General features: G+C 63.5%; 14 protein-coding genes and 1 pseudogene. 5 read left to right on the top strand and 10 right to left on the bottom strand.

The genetic code is table 11. The features are described 5' to 3' along the window. Positions 1–32 precede the first annotated feature (32 nt). From A5791_RS02625 to A5791_RS02610, 5 genes and pseudogenes are all read right to left on the bottom strand, one after another. Positions 33–1361 carry an AAA family ATPase gene (locus tag A5791_RS02625; RefSeq protein WP_067230530.1) on the bottom strand — a complete coding sequence of 443 codons (1329 nt, stop codon included), beginning with the start codon at positions 1359–1361 and terminating at the stop codon, positions 33–35. Beyond that, positions 1358–1645 (bottom strand): hypothetical protein, encoded by a 288-nt coding sequence (locus A5791_RS02620; protein WP_156660960.1) that lies wholly within the window; start codon positions 1643–1645, stop codon positions 1358–1360. The genes A5791_RS02625 and A5791_RS02620 overlap by 4 nt, the downstream gene beginning before the upstream one ends. Positions 1646–1792: 147 nt before the next feature. Then, a complete protein-coding gene (locus tag A5791_RS25730; RefSeq protein WP_082966696.1) occupies positions 1793–2041 on the bottom strand; it encodes a helix-turn-helix domain-containing protein in 249 nt (82 codons plus the stop codon). Between the two features lie 210 nt (positions 2042–2251). Next, positions 2252–3424, bottom strand: a complete 1173-nt coding sequence (locus tag A5791_RS02615; protein ID WP_067230523.1) for a site-specific integrase — start codon at positions 3422–3424, stop codon at positions 2252–2254. Positions 3425–3756: 332 nt separating this feature from the next. Next, positions 3757–5643: pseudogene (locus A5791_RS02610) on the bottom strand (serine/threonine-protein kinase PknD). A gap of 413 nt (positions 5644–6056) precedes the next feature. Between A5791_RS02610 and A5791_RS02605 the strand changes: the two are divergent. After that, the gene (locus A5791_RS02605; protein ID WP_067230521.1) at positions 6057–6353 is read left to right on the top strand and encodes a hypothetical protein; all 297 of its coding nucleotides are present in this window, start codon (positions 6057–6059) and stop codon (positions 6351–6353) included. Between the two features lie 926 nt (positions 6354–7279). Here the strand turns inward: A5791_RS02605 and A5791_RS26320 are convergent. Further along, a complete protein-coding gene (locus tag A5791_RS26320) occupies positions 7280–7435 on the bottom strand; it encodes a hypothetical protein (RefSeq protein WP_156660959.1) in 156 nt (51 codons plus the stop codon). Between the two features lie 786 nt (positions 7436–8221). Between A5791_RS26320 and A5791_RS02590 the strand changes: the two genes are divergently transcribed. Then, entirely contained in the window at positions 8222–8527 is a 306-nt protein-coding gene (locus A5791_RS02590) for a hypothetical protein (protein ID WP_067230515.1), read from the top strand. A 51-nt stretch (positions 8528–8578) separates the two neighbouring features. Here A5791_RS02590 and A5791_RS02585 read toward each other — a convergent pair whose 3' ends face one another. Both A5791_RS02585 and A5791_RS02580 read right to left on the bottom strand, forming a co-directional pair. Beyond that, positions 8579–9190 (bottom strand): nitroreductase family protein, encoded by a 612-nt coding sequence (locus A5791_RS02585; protein WP_067230511.1) that lies wholly within the window; start codon positions 9188–9190, stop codon positions 8579–8581. 44 nt (positions 9191–9234) lie between these two features. Beyond that, a complete protein-coding gene (locus A5791_RS02580) occupies positions 9235–10320 on the bottom strand; it encodes a dihydrodipicolinate reductase (RefSeq protein ID WP_067230577.1) in 1086 nt (361 codons plus the stop codon). Between the two features lie 126 nt (positions 10321–10446). On the opposite strand from A5791_RS02580, the gene A5791_RS02575 reads away from it, so the two are divergent. After that, entirely contained in the window at positions 10447–11355 is a 909-nt protein-coding gene (locus A5791_RS02575) for an enoyl-CoA hydratase (protein ID WP_067230507.1), read from the top strand. A 14-nt stretch (positions 11356–11369) separates the two neighbouring features. Here the strand turns inward: A5791_RS02575 and A5791_RS02570 are convergent, their stop codons facing one another. After that, the gene (locus tag A5791_RS02570) at positions 11370–12389 is read right to left on the bottom strand and encodes an acyl-CoA dehydrogenase family protein (protein ID WP_067230573.1); all 1020 of its coding nucleotides are present in this window, start codon (positions 12387–12389) and stop codon (positions 11370–11372) included. A 104-nt stretch (positions 12390–12493) separates the two neighbouring features. On the opposite strand from A5791_RS02570, the gene A5791_RS02565 reads away from it, so the two are divergent. Next, positions 12494–13654 (top strand): acyl-CoA dehydrogenase family protein, encoded by a 1161-nt coding sequence (locus A5791_RS02565; RefSeq protein ID WP_067230503.1) that lies wholly within the window; start codon positions 12494–12496, stop codon positions 13652–13654. Here A5791_RS02565 and A5791_RS02560 read toward each other — a convergent pair. Continuing rightward, positions 13643–14461, bottom strand: a complete 819-nt coding sequence (locus A5791_RS02560; RefSeq protein ID WP_156660958.1) for a TetR/AcrR family transcriptional regulator — start codon at positions 14459–14461, stop codon at positions 13643–13645. The two genes, A5791_RS02565 and A5791_RS02560, sit on opposite strands and share 12 nt — an antisense overlap. Before the next feature lie 347 nt (positions 14462–14808). Here A5791_RS02560 and A5791_RS02555 point away from each other — a divergent pair, with 347 nt between their 5' ends. After that, positions 14809–15996, top strand: coding sequence for an amidohydrolase family protein (locus tag A5791_RS02555; RefSeq protein WP_067230567.1), 1188 nt, complete (start codon positions 14809–14811; stop codon positions 15994–15996). The last annotated feature ends 22 nt before the right edge of the window (positions 15997–16018 follow it).

Below are 16018 nucleotides of genomic sequence, written 5' to 3'. Positions count from 1 at the left end.
TGGCCCGCTGCAACGGCTGGCACAGCCGCTGGTCACAGCGGTATGCCACGCCATGCCACTGGCACACCGCAGGCACAGGGCCACGACCAGCTAAAACACGACGCTGTGCCAGCTGTGCCATCAGGTAGAGACCACGTTGTTTTGGGCGGATTGCCGGTCCAGCCGTAGACCACCCGGAGTTCCTGGCGAGCCCGCTGAAGGGTCCGCTCGCTGAATCCGGCCTTTGCTGCTTCACGCTTCACGTCGGCAGAAAGTACGGTTGGACCTTCCATCGCCAGGTACTCGCTCAGCCACCTGGAGGCGTCAGCTCGGTCCTGACGATCGTCACCGTGCGCGTTCTCGTATGTGTCGGCGATGTGCTGGCGCGCGGTGCGGTCAGACTCGCCGGCATAGACGAGGAGCGGAACTGTGCCGTCGCTGTCGTCAGTCGGCTCGAAATGCGGAATGGAGTTGATGGTGAACTTCGACGCCGGGATCTGGGCGGCGGTGTTCATCTTCTCCGGGCCGACGACGAGGCGCCCGTCGTCGTCGGATTGCGCATACAGCGTCATTCTGGCTTTCTTGCGGAGCTCGCCCGTTGCCCCGTAGCGGTCTCGGGCGTTCGCGGATGCTACCCGGTTGGTGTGACACAACAGCAGCACCGCGGCGTCGGTCGCGGTTGCGAGCTCTTTCCATGGGTGCAGGGCTTGGCGGGCCTGTTGAGGATCGCGAACCGAGAGCATGGCTGGCACGGTGTCCAGCCACGCGTCCACGACGATGATCACGGGCGCGGGATCGGCTTCTGTGATGAGAAATAAGTCGCGCGGGAATATCGGTGCGCCGCTGCCATCCTCGTCGACACAGATGACGGTGACCATGGCAAGGTCTGCGCCGGCAACTTCAAGTCGCGGCCGCACGGTCGTTGTCCAGTCGTCTTCGGTGACGACCAGGACGACGTGCGCTGGCGCGCGGGTCGGTATTCCGAACTCGGGCAACGGCTTTCCGGTTGTGATGGCCGCGACGATCCATACCCATAGCAGGGATTTGCCGATTCCTTCATCGCCCACCAAGAGGCTGATGGCCGCGCGGGGCAGTCGACCCTTGGCGAGCCAGCGGGGCGGCTTCGCCGCTTTGAGATCGGTTGCGCGCCACAGCCGGGGCATGCCTTCGATCGGCGCGTTCGGGTCGGGCGTCGGTTTTGCCGGCAGCGAATCGTCTGCCAAGCCACGACCGTTGAGAGCGAGCCTTGCCGCCTCTTGCGTGGCAGCCCACTCGGCTTTTCCTCGAGCGATTATTGACTCGATGTCGTACTCGTTACTGCTGGTGGCCGCCCATTGTTCAGCTGCGGCTTTGCCTTTCGCGATCAGTTCGTCGTCTCTCATCGGCCACTCCGCACGATGATGGCGGCCAGCTTCTCCCGCAGCAGCTCGCTGATGTGCGTCGAATGTTCGCGGAGTATCCAGGTCAACGCCGCCGTGTAACCCTGCCTGTAGCCGGCCGCCCGGAATCCTGTCGGTGCCCGGTGATATCGGCGGCCGGGGAAGACCGGGTCGGGATTGGCGCCTTCGAGCCGAACGGCTGCTTCGCGACGTCTGTGTAGTTCGTTGTCAGCGGCCACGGCGACCACTTCCTCCGGGTCGCTGACGCAGCATCTTGTCGATCTCATGGAATCCCGCGATGTAGCGCTGGTGGTGAACGGGGCAACGCCCGCGCCAGGGGCAGCCTTGAGGACAGCAGTGGGTATGCTCTTTGTCAGCGAGTCGCGTCGTCGAGGTGGCCCGGGCCTCTGACCCCGGGCTTCTTCGTTCCGGCATTAGTCCCCCCAACCAGCGAAAGGCTGGAAGGCGGAGTCGACTTCATTCAGGTCGACTCTGATTACGCGGGCGTTGATTCGGTATCCGGTGATCTTGCCTTGCGAGATCCATTCGCGGATGGTGCGCAGACCCACGCCGGCGTATTCCGCTGCTTGGGGCATTGATGCCCAGCGTCGTTGGGCGCGTTGCTGTTCGGCCTGTTTTGGGTGGCGCCGCTCGGCGCGGTTGAGAGTTGGCGTGTCAGCCATATTCCACTCCGAAGATGCGAGTGGCTTGCTGCTGGAAGGCGATTCGAGTTATCCAGTGCAAGCCGTGTTGGCTTCTGGGTTTCTCGGTACGCCTATGGCAGGACTGACAACCGTGACGCTGACAGAAGTGCGTCCGCCTGCCTTGTCAGGCTCGGGAAGCAGTTTCCGAAAGCTGCCCTATTTGTACCACAAGTCGCCGAATCTGCTCGATTACCTATCGGCGAGTTTCGACAGGAGTTTGGCTATCTGCCGATCCCTGCCCTGCGCCGCGTGCTGGTAACGCATAGCGGCTTGCGGTGTCGAATGTCCTAGGCGCGACATCAATTCCGCCAACGTGGCGCCGGTCGCGGCCACTAGTACCGCGCCGGAGTGCCGTAAGTCGTGCCAGCGCAAGTCATCTCGCTTAGCCGCCGAGCGCGCTTTGTAGAACTGCCTGTACAGGCTGGCCGGCGCGAGGTGGCCGCCTTGCGCGGCGGGGAACAGCAGCTCATCTCTGCCCGCACCGACGAATCGCGCCAGGTGGTCCTTGATGGCCGGGAGTAGGTGGGGCGGGATTTCGACGTCGCGGCGGCCGGCATCGGATTTCGGTGTCGTCACCGAAAAGCCTTTGTCTGTGCGGACGACGGCGCGATCGACGTGCACGACGCCGTACGGCTCGGGCGGTGCCTGCCCACTGTCCAGTGCGGTGGATAGTTGCTCGTCGGTGGGCTCGACGATGGTGATGTCTTTTCGGCGCAGCTCGGTCAGCTCGCCGAACCGCAACGCCGCCCATGCCGCCAGGAGCACCATGGCCCGGTACTGCTCGGGCATCTCGTGGGTGATGGTCTCGATCTCGTCAAGTGACGCCGGGCGGATCTTGTGGACTCGGCGCGCGCTGCCGGCGCCGCGGATCACGCAGGGATTGGTGACGATCTTTCCGTCGTTGGCCGCGGTGCCCATGATCGTGCGTAGCAGCCCGTAGCAGTGGGCGCGCAGCGTGGGCGTCTTGGCGCCCATCTTCGCGTGCCAGGCCCGGACGTCGTCGGCGGTGATCGACGCGATCGGCAGCGCCCCGAACCTGGGCAAGAGGTGGTCCTCGAGGAGCTTCGTGTAGTGCTCGCGCGTGCGGTCCTTGAGGTCGCGCTGCTCGATCCACGTGGTGGCGTAGGCGCGGAAAGTCAGCTTCGACTGCGGCAACTCCTGGGCGCCGGGCGGCATCCACGCCCCTTTGATGATGTCGGCCTGCCTCAGTGCCAGCCAGCCGCGGGCGTCTTTCTGAGTGAGGAACAGGGTGGGTGCGGTGTACCGGCGCCCGTCCGGGCCGCGGTAGCGCGCCCGTAGCCGGCCGCTGGGCAGTGTCTCGACGGCACCGAATGTGCCGGGTTGCCGCTTCTTGCGGGCCACGGGTGGGCTCCCTGCGATAGTGCGTTGAGTACTGGCGTGGGCCAGCGTGGGCCAGCCTTGGGCTAACAAGACTGTATCAACTTTCCGGCAACTTTCCGGAACTCTCTGCTATACTGAGCAGCATCAGCGCAGGCAGATCCACTGTTTTTGCTGGTCACAATATCCACGCTAGCAAAGTACTTTTACTGGTTCAATCCCAGTATCGCGCACCAGAGTTTTTGCAGGTAAGACACGGTATTTGCGACTGCAAACTAGGGTCTGTGACCTAGATATGACCTGACGGTCGGCAACCCAATGCGCCAGTCGATATGGACGCGGCCGCTGCGACCGCGCTACTCCACCGGCAGTTTCACCACCCGGTCCGAGTCGGTGACGTAGACGTTGCCGACGGCATCCACCGCCACACCCCCCGGACCGTTAAGGCCGGTAAAGGGCAGCTCCGTCGGGGTGGACGAGCCGACTGCCAGCTTCAGTACCCGCTTGTTGCCGTAGTCGGCGACGTAGACGGTGCCGGTGCTGTCCACCGCCACACCGTCGGCATGGTCGAGGCCGGTGAAGGGCAGCACGTCCTGGGTGGACGAGCGCGCCGGCAGCTTCAGCACCCGGTGGTTGCCGGAGTCAGCGAGGTAGAGAGCGCCGCTGCGGTCCACTGCCAAACCTTGGGGATCCTTGAGGCCAGTGAAGGGTAGCGCGGTGGGGGTGGACGAGCCCGCCGTCAGCTTCTGCACCCTGCCAGGGTCGAGGTCATCGCTGACATAAAGGCTGCCGGTGTTGTCCACCGCCACACCGTGGGGCACCCTGAGGTCAGTGAAGGGCAGCACGGTGGGAGTGGACCAGTCCGCCGTCAGCTTCAGCACCCGCCGGCTTGTTTGGGTGATGGTGCCTTGGTCGGCGACATAGACGGTGCCGGTGCTGTCCACCGCCACACCCCAGGGCCCGTTGAGGCCGGTAAACGGCAGCTCTACCTGGGTGGACGAGCCCGCCACCAGCTTCAGCACCCGGTTGTTGAAGGAGTCGGTGACGTAGACGGTGCCGGCGGAATCCACCGCCACACCGAAGGGAGCGTTTAGGCCGGTGAAAGGCAGCACAATCTGAGCGCCATAGGACCGCGCCGATGACGTCGGAGGTGACTGCGACGGCTGATTTTTGATTAGGACGGGGATGTAGACAACGGCTGCGATCGCGGCGACTGCACCGCCGCCGATCAACGTGAGTGTGGTGCGTCGGCTGATTCCGCCAGCGGTTGTCGGGACGGCCGGGGCGGGTTGCTGCGGCGACGTTTTGGCGGGTGCCGGCGGCTCGGCTTTGACCGTCGCCGGCTGCGCGGCGGCGTGATGGGGCGCAGGCTGCGTCGCTCGCACCTGCGTCGAATTCGCCGTCGGTTTGTGCATGGGAACGGTGATCGCGTCGCGCGCGGCGTCAGCCAACTCGACGGTGGTGGCATACCGCTCATTGGGGTCCTTGGCCATGCCAGTCGCAACGACCTCGTCGACCTGCTTAGGGATGGCGGGATCAGTGCTCGACGGGCGCGGCGGCGGCTCCATCAAGTGCGCGGTGATCTACTGTTCGAAGCTGTCTCCGGGATAGGGCGGGCTGCCGGTCAGACACTCATAGAGCACGCACGCCAACGCATAGATATCTGAGCGGGCATCGACCTGGCCTGCTCGAAGACGCTCCGGCGACATGTAATGCCAGCTACCGATGATATTGCCGGTGCCAGTCATGCGGGTTTGATCGGCAGCGCGAGCAATGCCGAAGTCGATCAGATAAGCGAAATCGTCCTCGTCCAGCAGGATGTTGGACGGCTTGACATCGCGATGCACCAATCCAATCTTGTGCGCGGCGTGCAGCGCCTTGGCCACCTGCTCGACGATGCGCACCGCTCGCCCCGGCTCCAACGGACCGTCGGCCAAAACCTCTTGTAAATCGCGGCCTTCGATGAGCCGCATGTCCACGTACAGCCGCCCATCGATTTCGCCGTACTGATGGATAGGAATGATGTGTGGGTTGCTCAGCTGAGCGGCCGCATCCGCCTCTCGGCGGAACCGCTGCACGAACGAGTCGTCGGCAGCTAGCTGCGGCGACAGCAGCTTGATCGCCACGGCGCGGTTGTTGGCTTGTGTGTCACGGCCCCGCCACACCTCGCCCATGCCGCCACGGCCCAGCAGTTCGATGAGTCGGTAGCGACCGAAGGGCGTCCCGTCCACGTCAGCCGACATCGGTGTCCCCCCATCTGCTAGGCCGTCGCAGATATGAAGATGGCCATAAGTATCGCCAATCCCACCCGAGGTTGTTCCGGTTTTCGCTACAGTGCGCGGTTCCGTGCAGGGGATTTGACAATTACCGATGTAACTAACCGCGCAGTGGCTTATGCTCCGACGAATCGGCGACGTCAAAAGCGCGCCGCCGAGCAGAACAAGTCTCCCGCTCAGGGCTAACCGTCAATAAACAAACCCAGGGGGAAGAAATGGTCACCCTGTTGGCGATAGTCGGCGTCGCGGTCATCGCCGGGACGCTGTTGGGCCAGTACAAGGGCCGTCAGCTTCGCAACCGTGACAACTAACCCGTTACCGTGCCCGCGCGGTCCCAGGGCTACTGGGACGTGACACTGGAATTTCGTTAGGGACCAACCATGATTCTTATTGCCCTCTTCCTGTTCTGTATCTTCGCGCTCATAGTCTTCGCCGTGGTGACCGGCATCGTCGTGCTGGCGGTGCGGTCGGGACGGATGAAACCCTCCGCGGGACCGACCAGTCCGGGACCCGGAAAAGCGCGCTGCCCGGGCAGCGGGAACTATGGTCACGGTCAGCATGTGGCGAACCCATTTTCGGGCCACAAAGACTTCACCGACGCCCACGTGCGTTGTGGGGACTGCGGGAAGACAGTCAGCTGCTACAACGACGGTAGGGCTATCGAGCACTATCGGTGAACAGCTGCACCGACAGCCATCAGCTGCACCTGGCCGCTGCGGATGCTGCGCGGCCGAATAGAAGGCGTTGTCCTACGGCACGAGCCCGGCAATCACGCTTCGCCCTTCTTACTCATGGTTCGCACCGCGGCGAGATGCCCACGGCGCGCGGGCACGCCCTTACTCAGCTTGTCCAGCACCTTCCCTAGCTCCCGAGCCGCACTCGGATGCGCCGCAATCGCCTTCGAGTTGTCCAAGAGTTGAGCCAGGCACACCGCAATCGCACTTGCACCTGGACGCTCAGCCGATAAGGGGTAGCCGGCCAACTCGTTAGCGACCGCCGACTCCACCGGACCAGGAAGCTCAGGCTGTGGCAGTTCTGCACCAGCCGGAGCGCCACCCCCCCGCCGATAATCCCGGTGATACAAACGCTCAGCCTCAGAGCAGTCATCACAACGACACCCCTTCGCATACCGGTACCGTGTTCCATGCCTGACCGTCTTCATGTCATCGAAACTTCTTGCAAATAGTCATCATTCGCGCGCATTAGTGCCCAACCCCGTTGCAATGAAACATGTTGTGCAACGAGTCGTTTCGGAAATATGGGACGAGCCTGTGGCTGGTCCGTTGGAGAGTTTGCTGGGATTTGCATACCCACCCCTGACCTACTGTTATGCTGCAATAAGTGTTTGCTAAGTCGGGATTGAACCGACTATCCAGCCCGTCTGGTTGATGAGATGCGTTGTCCCGCAACATAATTCGCACACGAAAGGAATTGCTCCACAACGGTTTTCAGCGTTGCTAGGGGTTTCTCCGCAGCCCGACGCTGACACCGCTAGGTCGAGTGCCTAGACGACCATCGTGGCGATGCCATCGCGCCATGCTTCCCCAACCGCCATTGATTTCGGCTGGGGTGGTCACGTTGACGCCGGGCTGCCGAGAAGTTCTCACTTGCCAGTGACGCGTTCCACGTACCCGCTGCGTTCCCATTCTGCTGCAACGCTTTCGGGAACGGTGACGGTCTGGCCCTTGACATATGGCTTGTCGTCGTGAACGACGCGCCAACGGTCGATCACCTTGACCTTGACCTGCTTGTCAGTCATGTTCGTCTCCAGAATCATGGTCAGCTAGTAGGCAGGCATCGGAGGCCGTTGGTGCACCGATTTTGATGCCCTCTCCGCGGCAGCCTTTGTCTTGTAGCTCTTGCAAAGACACCCCTCGTTGTATCGCCGTCGCATGACGCGTCCTGCCGCCACGACTCCTTAATGCCGTTGTGTTTCAATATAATTCGCGTGCAAAAAGATGCGCGAAAGGCTTGTAACAGTGTTACTTGCAACCTGCTTGGCGAAAAACGGGACGAGCCTGAGGCTGGTCCGGATGGGCACTTATGGCTTTGGGCTCATGGCGGGGCAGTCTGCGCGCCAACAGGCCGGGTTGGGCCTGACTCCCTCGTTAGCGACTGACACCACGAGAGCCACGCCGAGGAGAACCACCAGTGGCACGAAAACGAGTGGGTACGTGGCGATGGCAGCAAAGGCGATGAGCGTGCCCGGCACTACCACCGCCATTGCGGCCGTTGGATGCCGATCGGTTAGGTCGGCGAGCCTCGCCAGCGCCGCTAGCGCCACGCCGACCCATGGATGCCGATCCGGCCATTTACCGAACGAGCGGCGGGTTTCTAGGCCGCAACCCCAGCAGTTTGTCCGCTCACCCGCTCATGATGTCACCGCGTCGGGCATCCCACCACAGCACCGAGACTCCCGTCAGGTAGCTCTTGCGGTGGCCCGCAGAACCCAGCGGGATCTCTCTGTCCGACCTCCACAAGGGTATCGAGGGCATAAGCTCAAGCAATCCGAATTGGGGACGGGTCCTTCTGAGGAGGTCCTGCGATGACGAGGTTCGTTCGCCGTCTGGCCGCCGGTGTCGCGGTCGCGCTGGTTCCGATGGCCCCTGTGACAGTCGCCGCGGCGGGGGTCGCCTCGGCGGAGTGCGACCCCAACTGGTCGCACAATCCCGTGACGAACGAGTGCAAACCGCCACCGCCGCCGCCGGACTGGTGGACTCCCCCGCCGGAGTATGCGCCGATGTACGCGCCACCGTCGGCGCCGCCGCCCCCGCCACCGCCGCCGTGGGCACAGTCGCTGCGTCCGGTGTGGGACGGGGGTCATCAGCAGTGGGTCTGGGTGGGGATCTAACCGCTGCTCGAAATTGGTGTGAGTCCCTGCCGGCACAGCTGGAATACACCGTCATGGCGTTGCCTTGCTCCAGGATTGACCCCATCGGTCGATTGCCGCCACCTCATCCAGTGGCTTTCGCCGCACCGGGTGATGCCCACCTTTGGGCCAGCCCACCGTAAGCAGCGTCGCGATCCGCCAGTCGTCAGGAATTTCGACCATGCAACGCAGTTCCTCCTCGCAGGACCCGTGCCACAGGGTGATCGCCGCGCCAAGTCCTTGCGCGCGCGCCGCCAGCAGGAAATTCTGCACGGCGGGAAAGATGGACCCGCCCTGCTGCAGTTCGGTGGTTCCTCGCTGGGGCTGGACACAGAACAGCACCAGCACTGGCGCGGCGCCACCGACACGCATATGTTCAGCCATCGTTCGAAGAACGCGCGATTTGGGGTCGTCGGCCCCGTCCGCAGGCACCGACAGGCGATAGAAGTCGGTCATCACGTCCCATGTCCTATGGGCGGCCGCGGTGACCACGTCTCGCAGACCACTCGATCTCAGCACGACGAATTTCCACGGCTGCTGATTGCCTCCGGACGGCGCCCAACTCGCCGCACGCAGACAGGTTTCGATGACCTCGTCGGAGACAGGGTCGTCACGGTAGCGGCGCACGGCGGACGCGGTGCGCATGACCTCCCACAGGTCCGTCGACCTCCGCGGGACCGATTCCTCGCTCACACCTTCCTCCCTGACGGCAGCACGCCGCGCCAGGCTCCGCCCCGCACGGGACCGGTGACCAGCGGTAGATCGAGGGTCGACAGCAGCCCAGCCGGCGCGGCCATCACGGCGGGAATGGCGTTGAGCTCACGCATGACGGTCGCGTACGTCAGGCCGCGCATGTTGTTCCCACGGCCGTGCATCTCGATGTCGACGGTGTAGGTGGGCAGGCCATCGACGATGACCCGGTAGCCGCCGTGCGGTGATGGATGGCGCGGCCAATCCGGCGCGGAACCTTCGCCCATTCGGGTGATGTGTTCCAGTACGACTCGCTCCTCTTCATCGACTATCCCGGCGAGCTTGAACCGCATCCCTCCCATCGTGCCCGGCTCGATCCATCCCGATGCCACTTCGTAACGCTCTGTCGCCAGCCATTTTTCGATCGTCGTCTCAACGCCGTCGAGCGGAAGTCCGACGCCGTCCGCAACCAGATGGACGATTGGTGCCCATAGCGAGGCCAGCCGCTCGGTGTCGAACAGCGGCGCCGGATGGTCGGGTGGGTGTCCGAAGCCCATGAAATCGAACATGATGTCGGGTTGGTTGATCGGGCCGTAGTCGAGTATCTCGAGCATGGTGATGCGGTCGACAAGGCTGCTGAACCCTGTCATCGTCAGCGCGATCACGTCGTTCGCCCAGCCGGGGTCGACACCACTGTTGAAGAAACTGGTGCCGCCCTCGGCGCAGGCCGCCTCGAGCAGTTCGACTGTTTCCTTGTCGGCCGCAGGCGGGTAGCACATGGGCACCAGCGAGGTACACACCACGTGCTTGCCTGCGCGCAGACAGCGCGCGATGTCCTGCGCCGCTTCGTGGTAGCGATAGTCACCCGAGGCGAAATAGGCCACCACGTCAGCGTTTAACGTCAGCGCAGCATCGATGTCCCGGGTGGCGATGACGCCGGTCGACGGCATTCCGCACAACTCGCCGGCGTCCTTGCCGTCTTTCGCTTTGGCGTGTACCACCACGCCAGCAAGCTCCAGGCCCGGGTGGGCGATCAGGGCGCGCAACGCGCCGATGCCGACCTGGCCGGGACCCCACAGAATCACGCGGGGCTTAGACCCACCGTCTGCCATCTGCACCCCTCCCGACCGTCACCGACCGATTGTGAGAACATACCTTCTCAATATTGATAACACCATTACCGAATGCGGGCGAAAGGGTGAAGGCACACGGTGAGCGATTATGGGTTCTTGAAGTGGGAAACGTTCGACGAGGGCATGATCGTTCGGATTTCGCTGAACCGCCCCGACCAGCGCAATGCCCAAAATCGCGGCATGCTGGTCGAACTCGATGAGGCGTTTACCCGCGCCGAGGCCGATGACACGGTCCGCGTGGTCATCCTCGCCGGGGAGGGCCCGATGTTCTCGTCCGGCCACGATCTCGGCTCAACGCAGGCGCGCACCGAGTTCAGCCCTGGGCTGGCCCAACACCCGACCGTGACGATCAACGGTGGAACCCGCGACGGCGCAGAGAGGACCATGCTGCAGGAATGGCACTACTTCTTCCAGAACAACCTGCGGTGGCGCAACCTGCGCAAGATCACCATCGCCCAGGTCCACGGTGACGTGTTCTCGGCAGGGCTCATGCTTATCTGGGCGTGTGACCTCATCGTCGGCAGCGAAGAGGTGCGCTTCGCCGATGTGGTGGGTACGCGGCTGGGAATGTGCGGCATGGAGTACTTCGGCCACCCCTGGGAGTTCGGGCCGCGGCGCACGAAAGAGCTGATGCTCACCGGGGACGCGATCGACATACAGGAGGCCTACCGGCTCGGCATGGTCAGCAAGATCTTCCAGCGCGACGAACTCGCGGAGCGCACCCTCGAGCTGGCGCGGCGCATCACTAAGGTGCCGACGATGGCGGCCCTGCTGATCAAGGAGTCGGTGAACCAGTCCGTCGACAACATGGGTTTTTACAACGCACTGCAATCGTGTTTCGCGTTGCATCAGCTCAATCACTCCCACTGGGCGCAGATCCGCCCGGACAAGCTTCCGACGGCCGGCGAGGAGCAAGGGGTGCCAAACTGGCGGACCGCTCCCCCGGTTGTCCTGGCGGTCAAGGACAAGGTTCAGTCCGAGGTGTGAGCTCGCGGCGCTGTTCAGCCGGCGTCGGCACCATAGCGCGCATCAGCTACGCGGTCCAATGCGGACGCCGGATCGCCGAAAACCATTGCCCAACCCCGCACCCGGCGGTAGTACAACTGGATGTCACCCTCCATACCGAATCCATATCCGCCGTGGATATGCAGGCTGCGTCGCGTGGCGTCCCGCGCCGTTTCATAGGCGAACGCGAATGCCATGGCGGCCAGTTCGTGAACGCGATCGGGTTCGTCGGTGAATGCGCACGCTGCCTTCAGCCCGAGTAGCCGCGCCCCGTCGGCGGCGGTGGCACTGTCGGCCAACGGGTGCGACACCGCTTGGAAGCTGCCGATGGGGGTTCCGAAGGCATGACGTTGTTTGGCGTAGTCGACGCCGATCTCCACCGCCTTCTTGGCCGCGCCCGCCAACGCGACAGAGGTCAACGCCAGCCACAGGTCAAGACCGCGGGAAACCAGGTCACGCGCGCGCTCCCGGTCGGCGAGCACAGCGAATTCCTCACCAATCGTGATGTCCGCCAAAGGCATCGACGCAAGGTTGGCCACCGCGGTGCGGTTCGTCCCGATCGCCACCGCCAGCAACCGTCCCTCCACTAGGGCGACCACATGGTCGGCAACGGCCCCGGCAGGCACCAGCCTCAACTGCCCACCTCGCCCGACCCGAGGCGCGAAGGTGACCAGCCGTTCGCCCGCGAGGACCGCACTCAACAGCTCTGCCCCCGCCTCGCCCGATTCCGCCAACAGTCGCGCGGCGACCTGCCCGTCGATGACCGGAGCCGAGGCGACCGTGCGGCCGAACTGTTCGGCGATCAGCGCAAGTTCCAGTTCCGAGGCCCCCCAACCTCCGGCCGCCTCGTCGACCGCCATCTGCAGCGCGCCCGTCTCCCGCAGCGCCTCCCACAGCCTCGGGTCGAACCCCATCGGCTCGGCTGCCCGGACGCGCTCGGAGGTCGACTCCCGCGCGAACAAGGCGGCGAACGAATCGACCAGCTGTCTCTGTTCGCCAGTTAAGCTCAGGTCCACGATCCCCAGTCCTGTCACCTGCGAATATGGTTACTCTCAGATCTGAGAGTAGCATTACCATCCGTACCGGCCCGAGGTGTGCGACGACAGATTGGCTTGCCTTCATGGATTTTCGGCTCGATGCAGATACCGAGACCTATCGCGACGAGCTGCGTGCCCACCTGCGAGAGGTGCTGACTCCCGAATTCGAGGAACGCATCTACCGCAGCGGAGTCGCACACGACGACGGATTCGCCAAAAGCCTCGTCGACAAAGGCTATTTCGCGCCGGCGTGGCCCGTTGAATTCGGCGGACAGAATCGCAACGCATGGGACGACCAGGTTGTCAAAGAGGAGCTCATGCGATTTGACGCGCCGGTGTACCTCTCCGAGACGACCAGAATGGTGGCGGCGATCATCCGTGAGATCGGCACCCCGGCGTTGAAGGACCGCATCCTCCCCGGTGCGATCAACGGCGACATCACCATTGCCTTCGGGTTCACTGAACCGGAATGCGGATCGGACGTCGCAGCCGCTGCGACGAAGGCGGTCCGCGACGGTGACGACTGGGTGATCAACGGCTCCAAGATGTTCACCACCAATGGTCACATTGCTGACTTCGTGTTCCTGCTTACGCGCACGAGCCCCGACAAGCCGAAACACGAGGGCCTGACGATGTTCCTGGTGCCGCGCGACGCCGAAGGCTTTGAGGCACAAGCGGTGTGGACCCTTTCCGGCGAGCGCACCAACATCACCTTCTACAGCGACGTCCGCGTCGGCGACGAGTGGCGAGTCGGTGACGTGGACGGGGGCTGGCAGGTACTCGGCCTGTCCCTGCGCGACGAGCACGCATCCGGTTGGGGTCCACACCTTGTCCGGCTGTTGCATCATGCCGAGCACTGGGCCACCACTACCGTGTCCGACGACGGCTCACCACCCATCGCAAATACCGACGTCCGACGCCGGCTCGCCCGGGTCGCGGTGGAGTCCGAGGTGTCGATGCTGTTGCAGCGGCGGTGCGTATGGATGCTCGAACAGGGCGACATTCCGGTGGCCGAAGGGTCGATGTCGAAGGTGTTCAGCACCGAGGCGCTCGAACGCGCCAGCCAGGACGTGGTCGAACTCGTCGGCGCGGACGGCTTACGCAGCTATCTCGAGCCGACCGCTCCCGAACGCGGGCGATTCGAACACTCACTGCGGTTTTCGTTGGGCACCACGATCTATGCGGGGACCAGCGAAGTCCAGCGCACCATCATCGCGCAACGCGGGCTCGGCCTACCCCGTTAGCTTCTTGGTGCGACGGCCCGGCGCTGTACGCGCCGCCGCCTTGCGCGCCGGTCTGGGCTTGATGTCGCTGACAGGTGGTGTGACAGCTTGTTTGCACCACGCCCACAATTGGTCCTCGGTGAGCCTGGGACTCTTACCGCCCAGATGGAAAACGCCGATCTGAGCGAGTGCGGTGAGCGTGGTGTTGAGCAAGGTGGTCAGCTGCGCCGGTGTCAGGTCCGTGCGCACCAGTCCCGCCCGGGCACATGACGTGATGATCTTCGTCAGCAGCTTCAGATGAGGCTCCCACACCTTGGCGAAGTCGTCGGGCCGCTCAATCTCCAGGCTCAGGTTGTAAATCGTCACCACCCGACCGCCAACCGCTTCCGACGACTCAGCGCGCGACAGCACGCCGCGGCAGAAGGCCTCGAGTTGCTCCATCGGGCCATCGGCCGCGGCGACCTCCTGTCGGATGTCCTCGGTGAACTGACTGGTGACGTTCTCGTAAAGCGCCAACATGAGTTCTTCTTTGCCCGCGAAGTGTTGGTAGAACGCCCGAAGGCTCAGATTCGACCTGTCGATGAGCGTCTGGATCGTGAAGTCGGCCTTACCCGACTCCTCCACCAACTCCAGCGCGGTAGCGAGAAATCGCGAACTGCGGGCGAGAGCACGCGCTCTCGCGGTGCTCAGACGTCGCTCAATCGTGCGTTGCTGCCATGTTCCGGGGGCCTCAACGTCGGTATCAACCAGTTCCAGGCCGACTTCCGAGTCGCGAGCGGGGAGCTTTTTCGTAGACAGCTTATTCGTAGCCAGCTTCTTCGTAGCCATAGTGTCGACCAGAATACGCGAGCAGCATTGAAAATGGGATCTACCTACACGTGTATGTTGATTGCCGCTCTGCGTAACTCCTGGTTCCGGCTTCCACCTCGGCTCCTGACGTCCCCGCCGCACTGGACGGCGCTCTCCCAATGCCGGTGGCTCGTCATGGCAATCTCAGTTGCGACCCGCATTCGCCCAAGCGCGCATTTGGATTTCATGGAGCGGCGCTACCAGGATGAAGGCGCCCTGCGTGCTTCGGGACGGACTGATGCGGTAGCGTGGAAACGCTAATTCTCGTTTTGAATCAGTGTGCCGCAGAAACCGGGGCCACAGCCGTTGTCGAAGGAGTGCAAGCCTTGAGTGCAGACATTCTGATCGTCTCGCCCGACGACCACCTGGTGGAGCCGGCCGATCTGTGGACCAGCCGGTTGCCCAAGCGCTATCGAGACATCGGGCCGCGGATCGTTCGCACCCGTGGGCGGATGGATCCGACCGTCACTTCCGATGTCGTGTTCGTCGAGGACGACGAAGGCCGCGACGCGGACATCTGGCGCTATGAGGACGCGACGATTCCGATTCCGCTTATCAGCGCGGCCGCCGGCTACGAAATCGACGAGCTCACCACCGACCCGATCACGTACGACGAGATGCGGCCAGGCTGCTACCGTCCGGCGGATCGGCTCGCCGACATGGACATTGCGGGCATCGAGGCCTCGGCCTGTTTCCCCAACACCCTGGTCCGCTTCTGCGGTCAACGATTCTTGTACGGCAAGGACAAGGAGCTCGCCAAGCTCTGTGTGGAGGCCTACAACGACTTTCAGATCGAGGAATGGGGCGGCAGCTCGAACGGGCGGCTGATCCCGCTCGGCATCATCCCGCTCTGGGACGTTGAACTCGCCGCGAAGGAGGTCGAAAGGGTTGCGGCCAAAGGAATGCCGGCCGTGTGCTTCTCCGAGCTACCCAGCCGTCTGGACCTGCCGTCCATTCATAGCGGCTACTGGGACCCGTTCTTTGCCGCCTGCGAGCGGAATCACGTGGGCATCATGCTGCACATCGGCTCGAGTTCCTCGCTCACCAAGTCCTCGCCCGACTCTCCGCATGTTGTCACCAGCGCGCTGATGGCGGTCAACTGCACCATCGCCATGGTCGACTGGCTGTTCTCCGGCAAGCTGATTCAGTTTCCCAACCTCAAGCTCGCGTTCGCCGAGGCGCAAGCGGGCTGGATCCCCTACTATCTGCAACGAGTCGACGAGGTCTGGGAGGACCGTCGGGCATGGGGTGGCATTCATCCGCTGCTGACCGACCCGCCGAGCAGCCAGGTGCCCGGACGCGTCTACTTCTCCACCTTCGGCGATCCGGTCGCGTTTCGCATCCTCGATCTCGTCGGACCAGACCAGCTCATGTTCGAGACCGACTACCCGCACAACGACACCAATTGGCCGAGGAGCCTGGAGGTCGCCAACAAGGCGACGGAGGGCCTGGACGAGGAGACCAAGCGGAAAGTCTTGTCCACCAACGCGAAGACCTTCTTCGGCATGGTGTGAGCGGCCGGGCCAGGTTGTTCGT

The sequence above is a fragment of the Mycobacterium sp. 852002-51163_SCH5372311 genome (genome assembly GCF_001667115.1).
Lineage (GTDB): Bacteria > Actinomycetota > Actinomycetes > Mycobacteriales > Mycobacteriaceae > Mycobacterium.
This window is presented reverse-complemented; position numbering and strand designations above follow the sequence as displayed.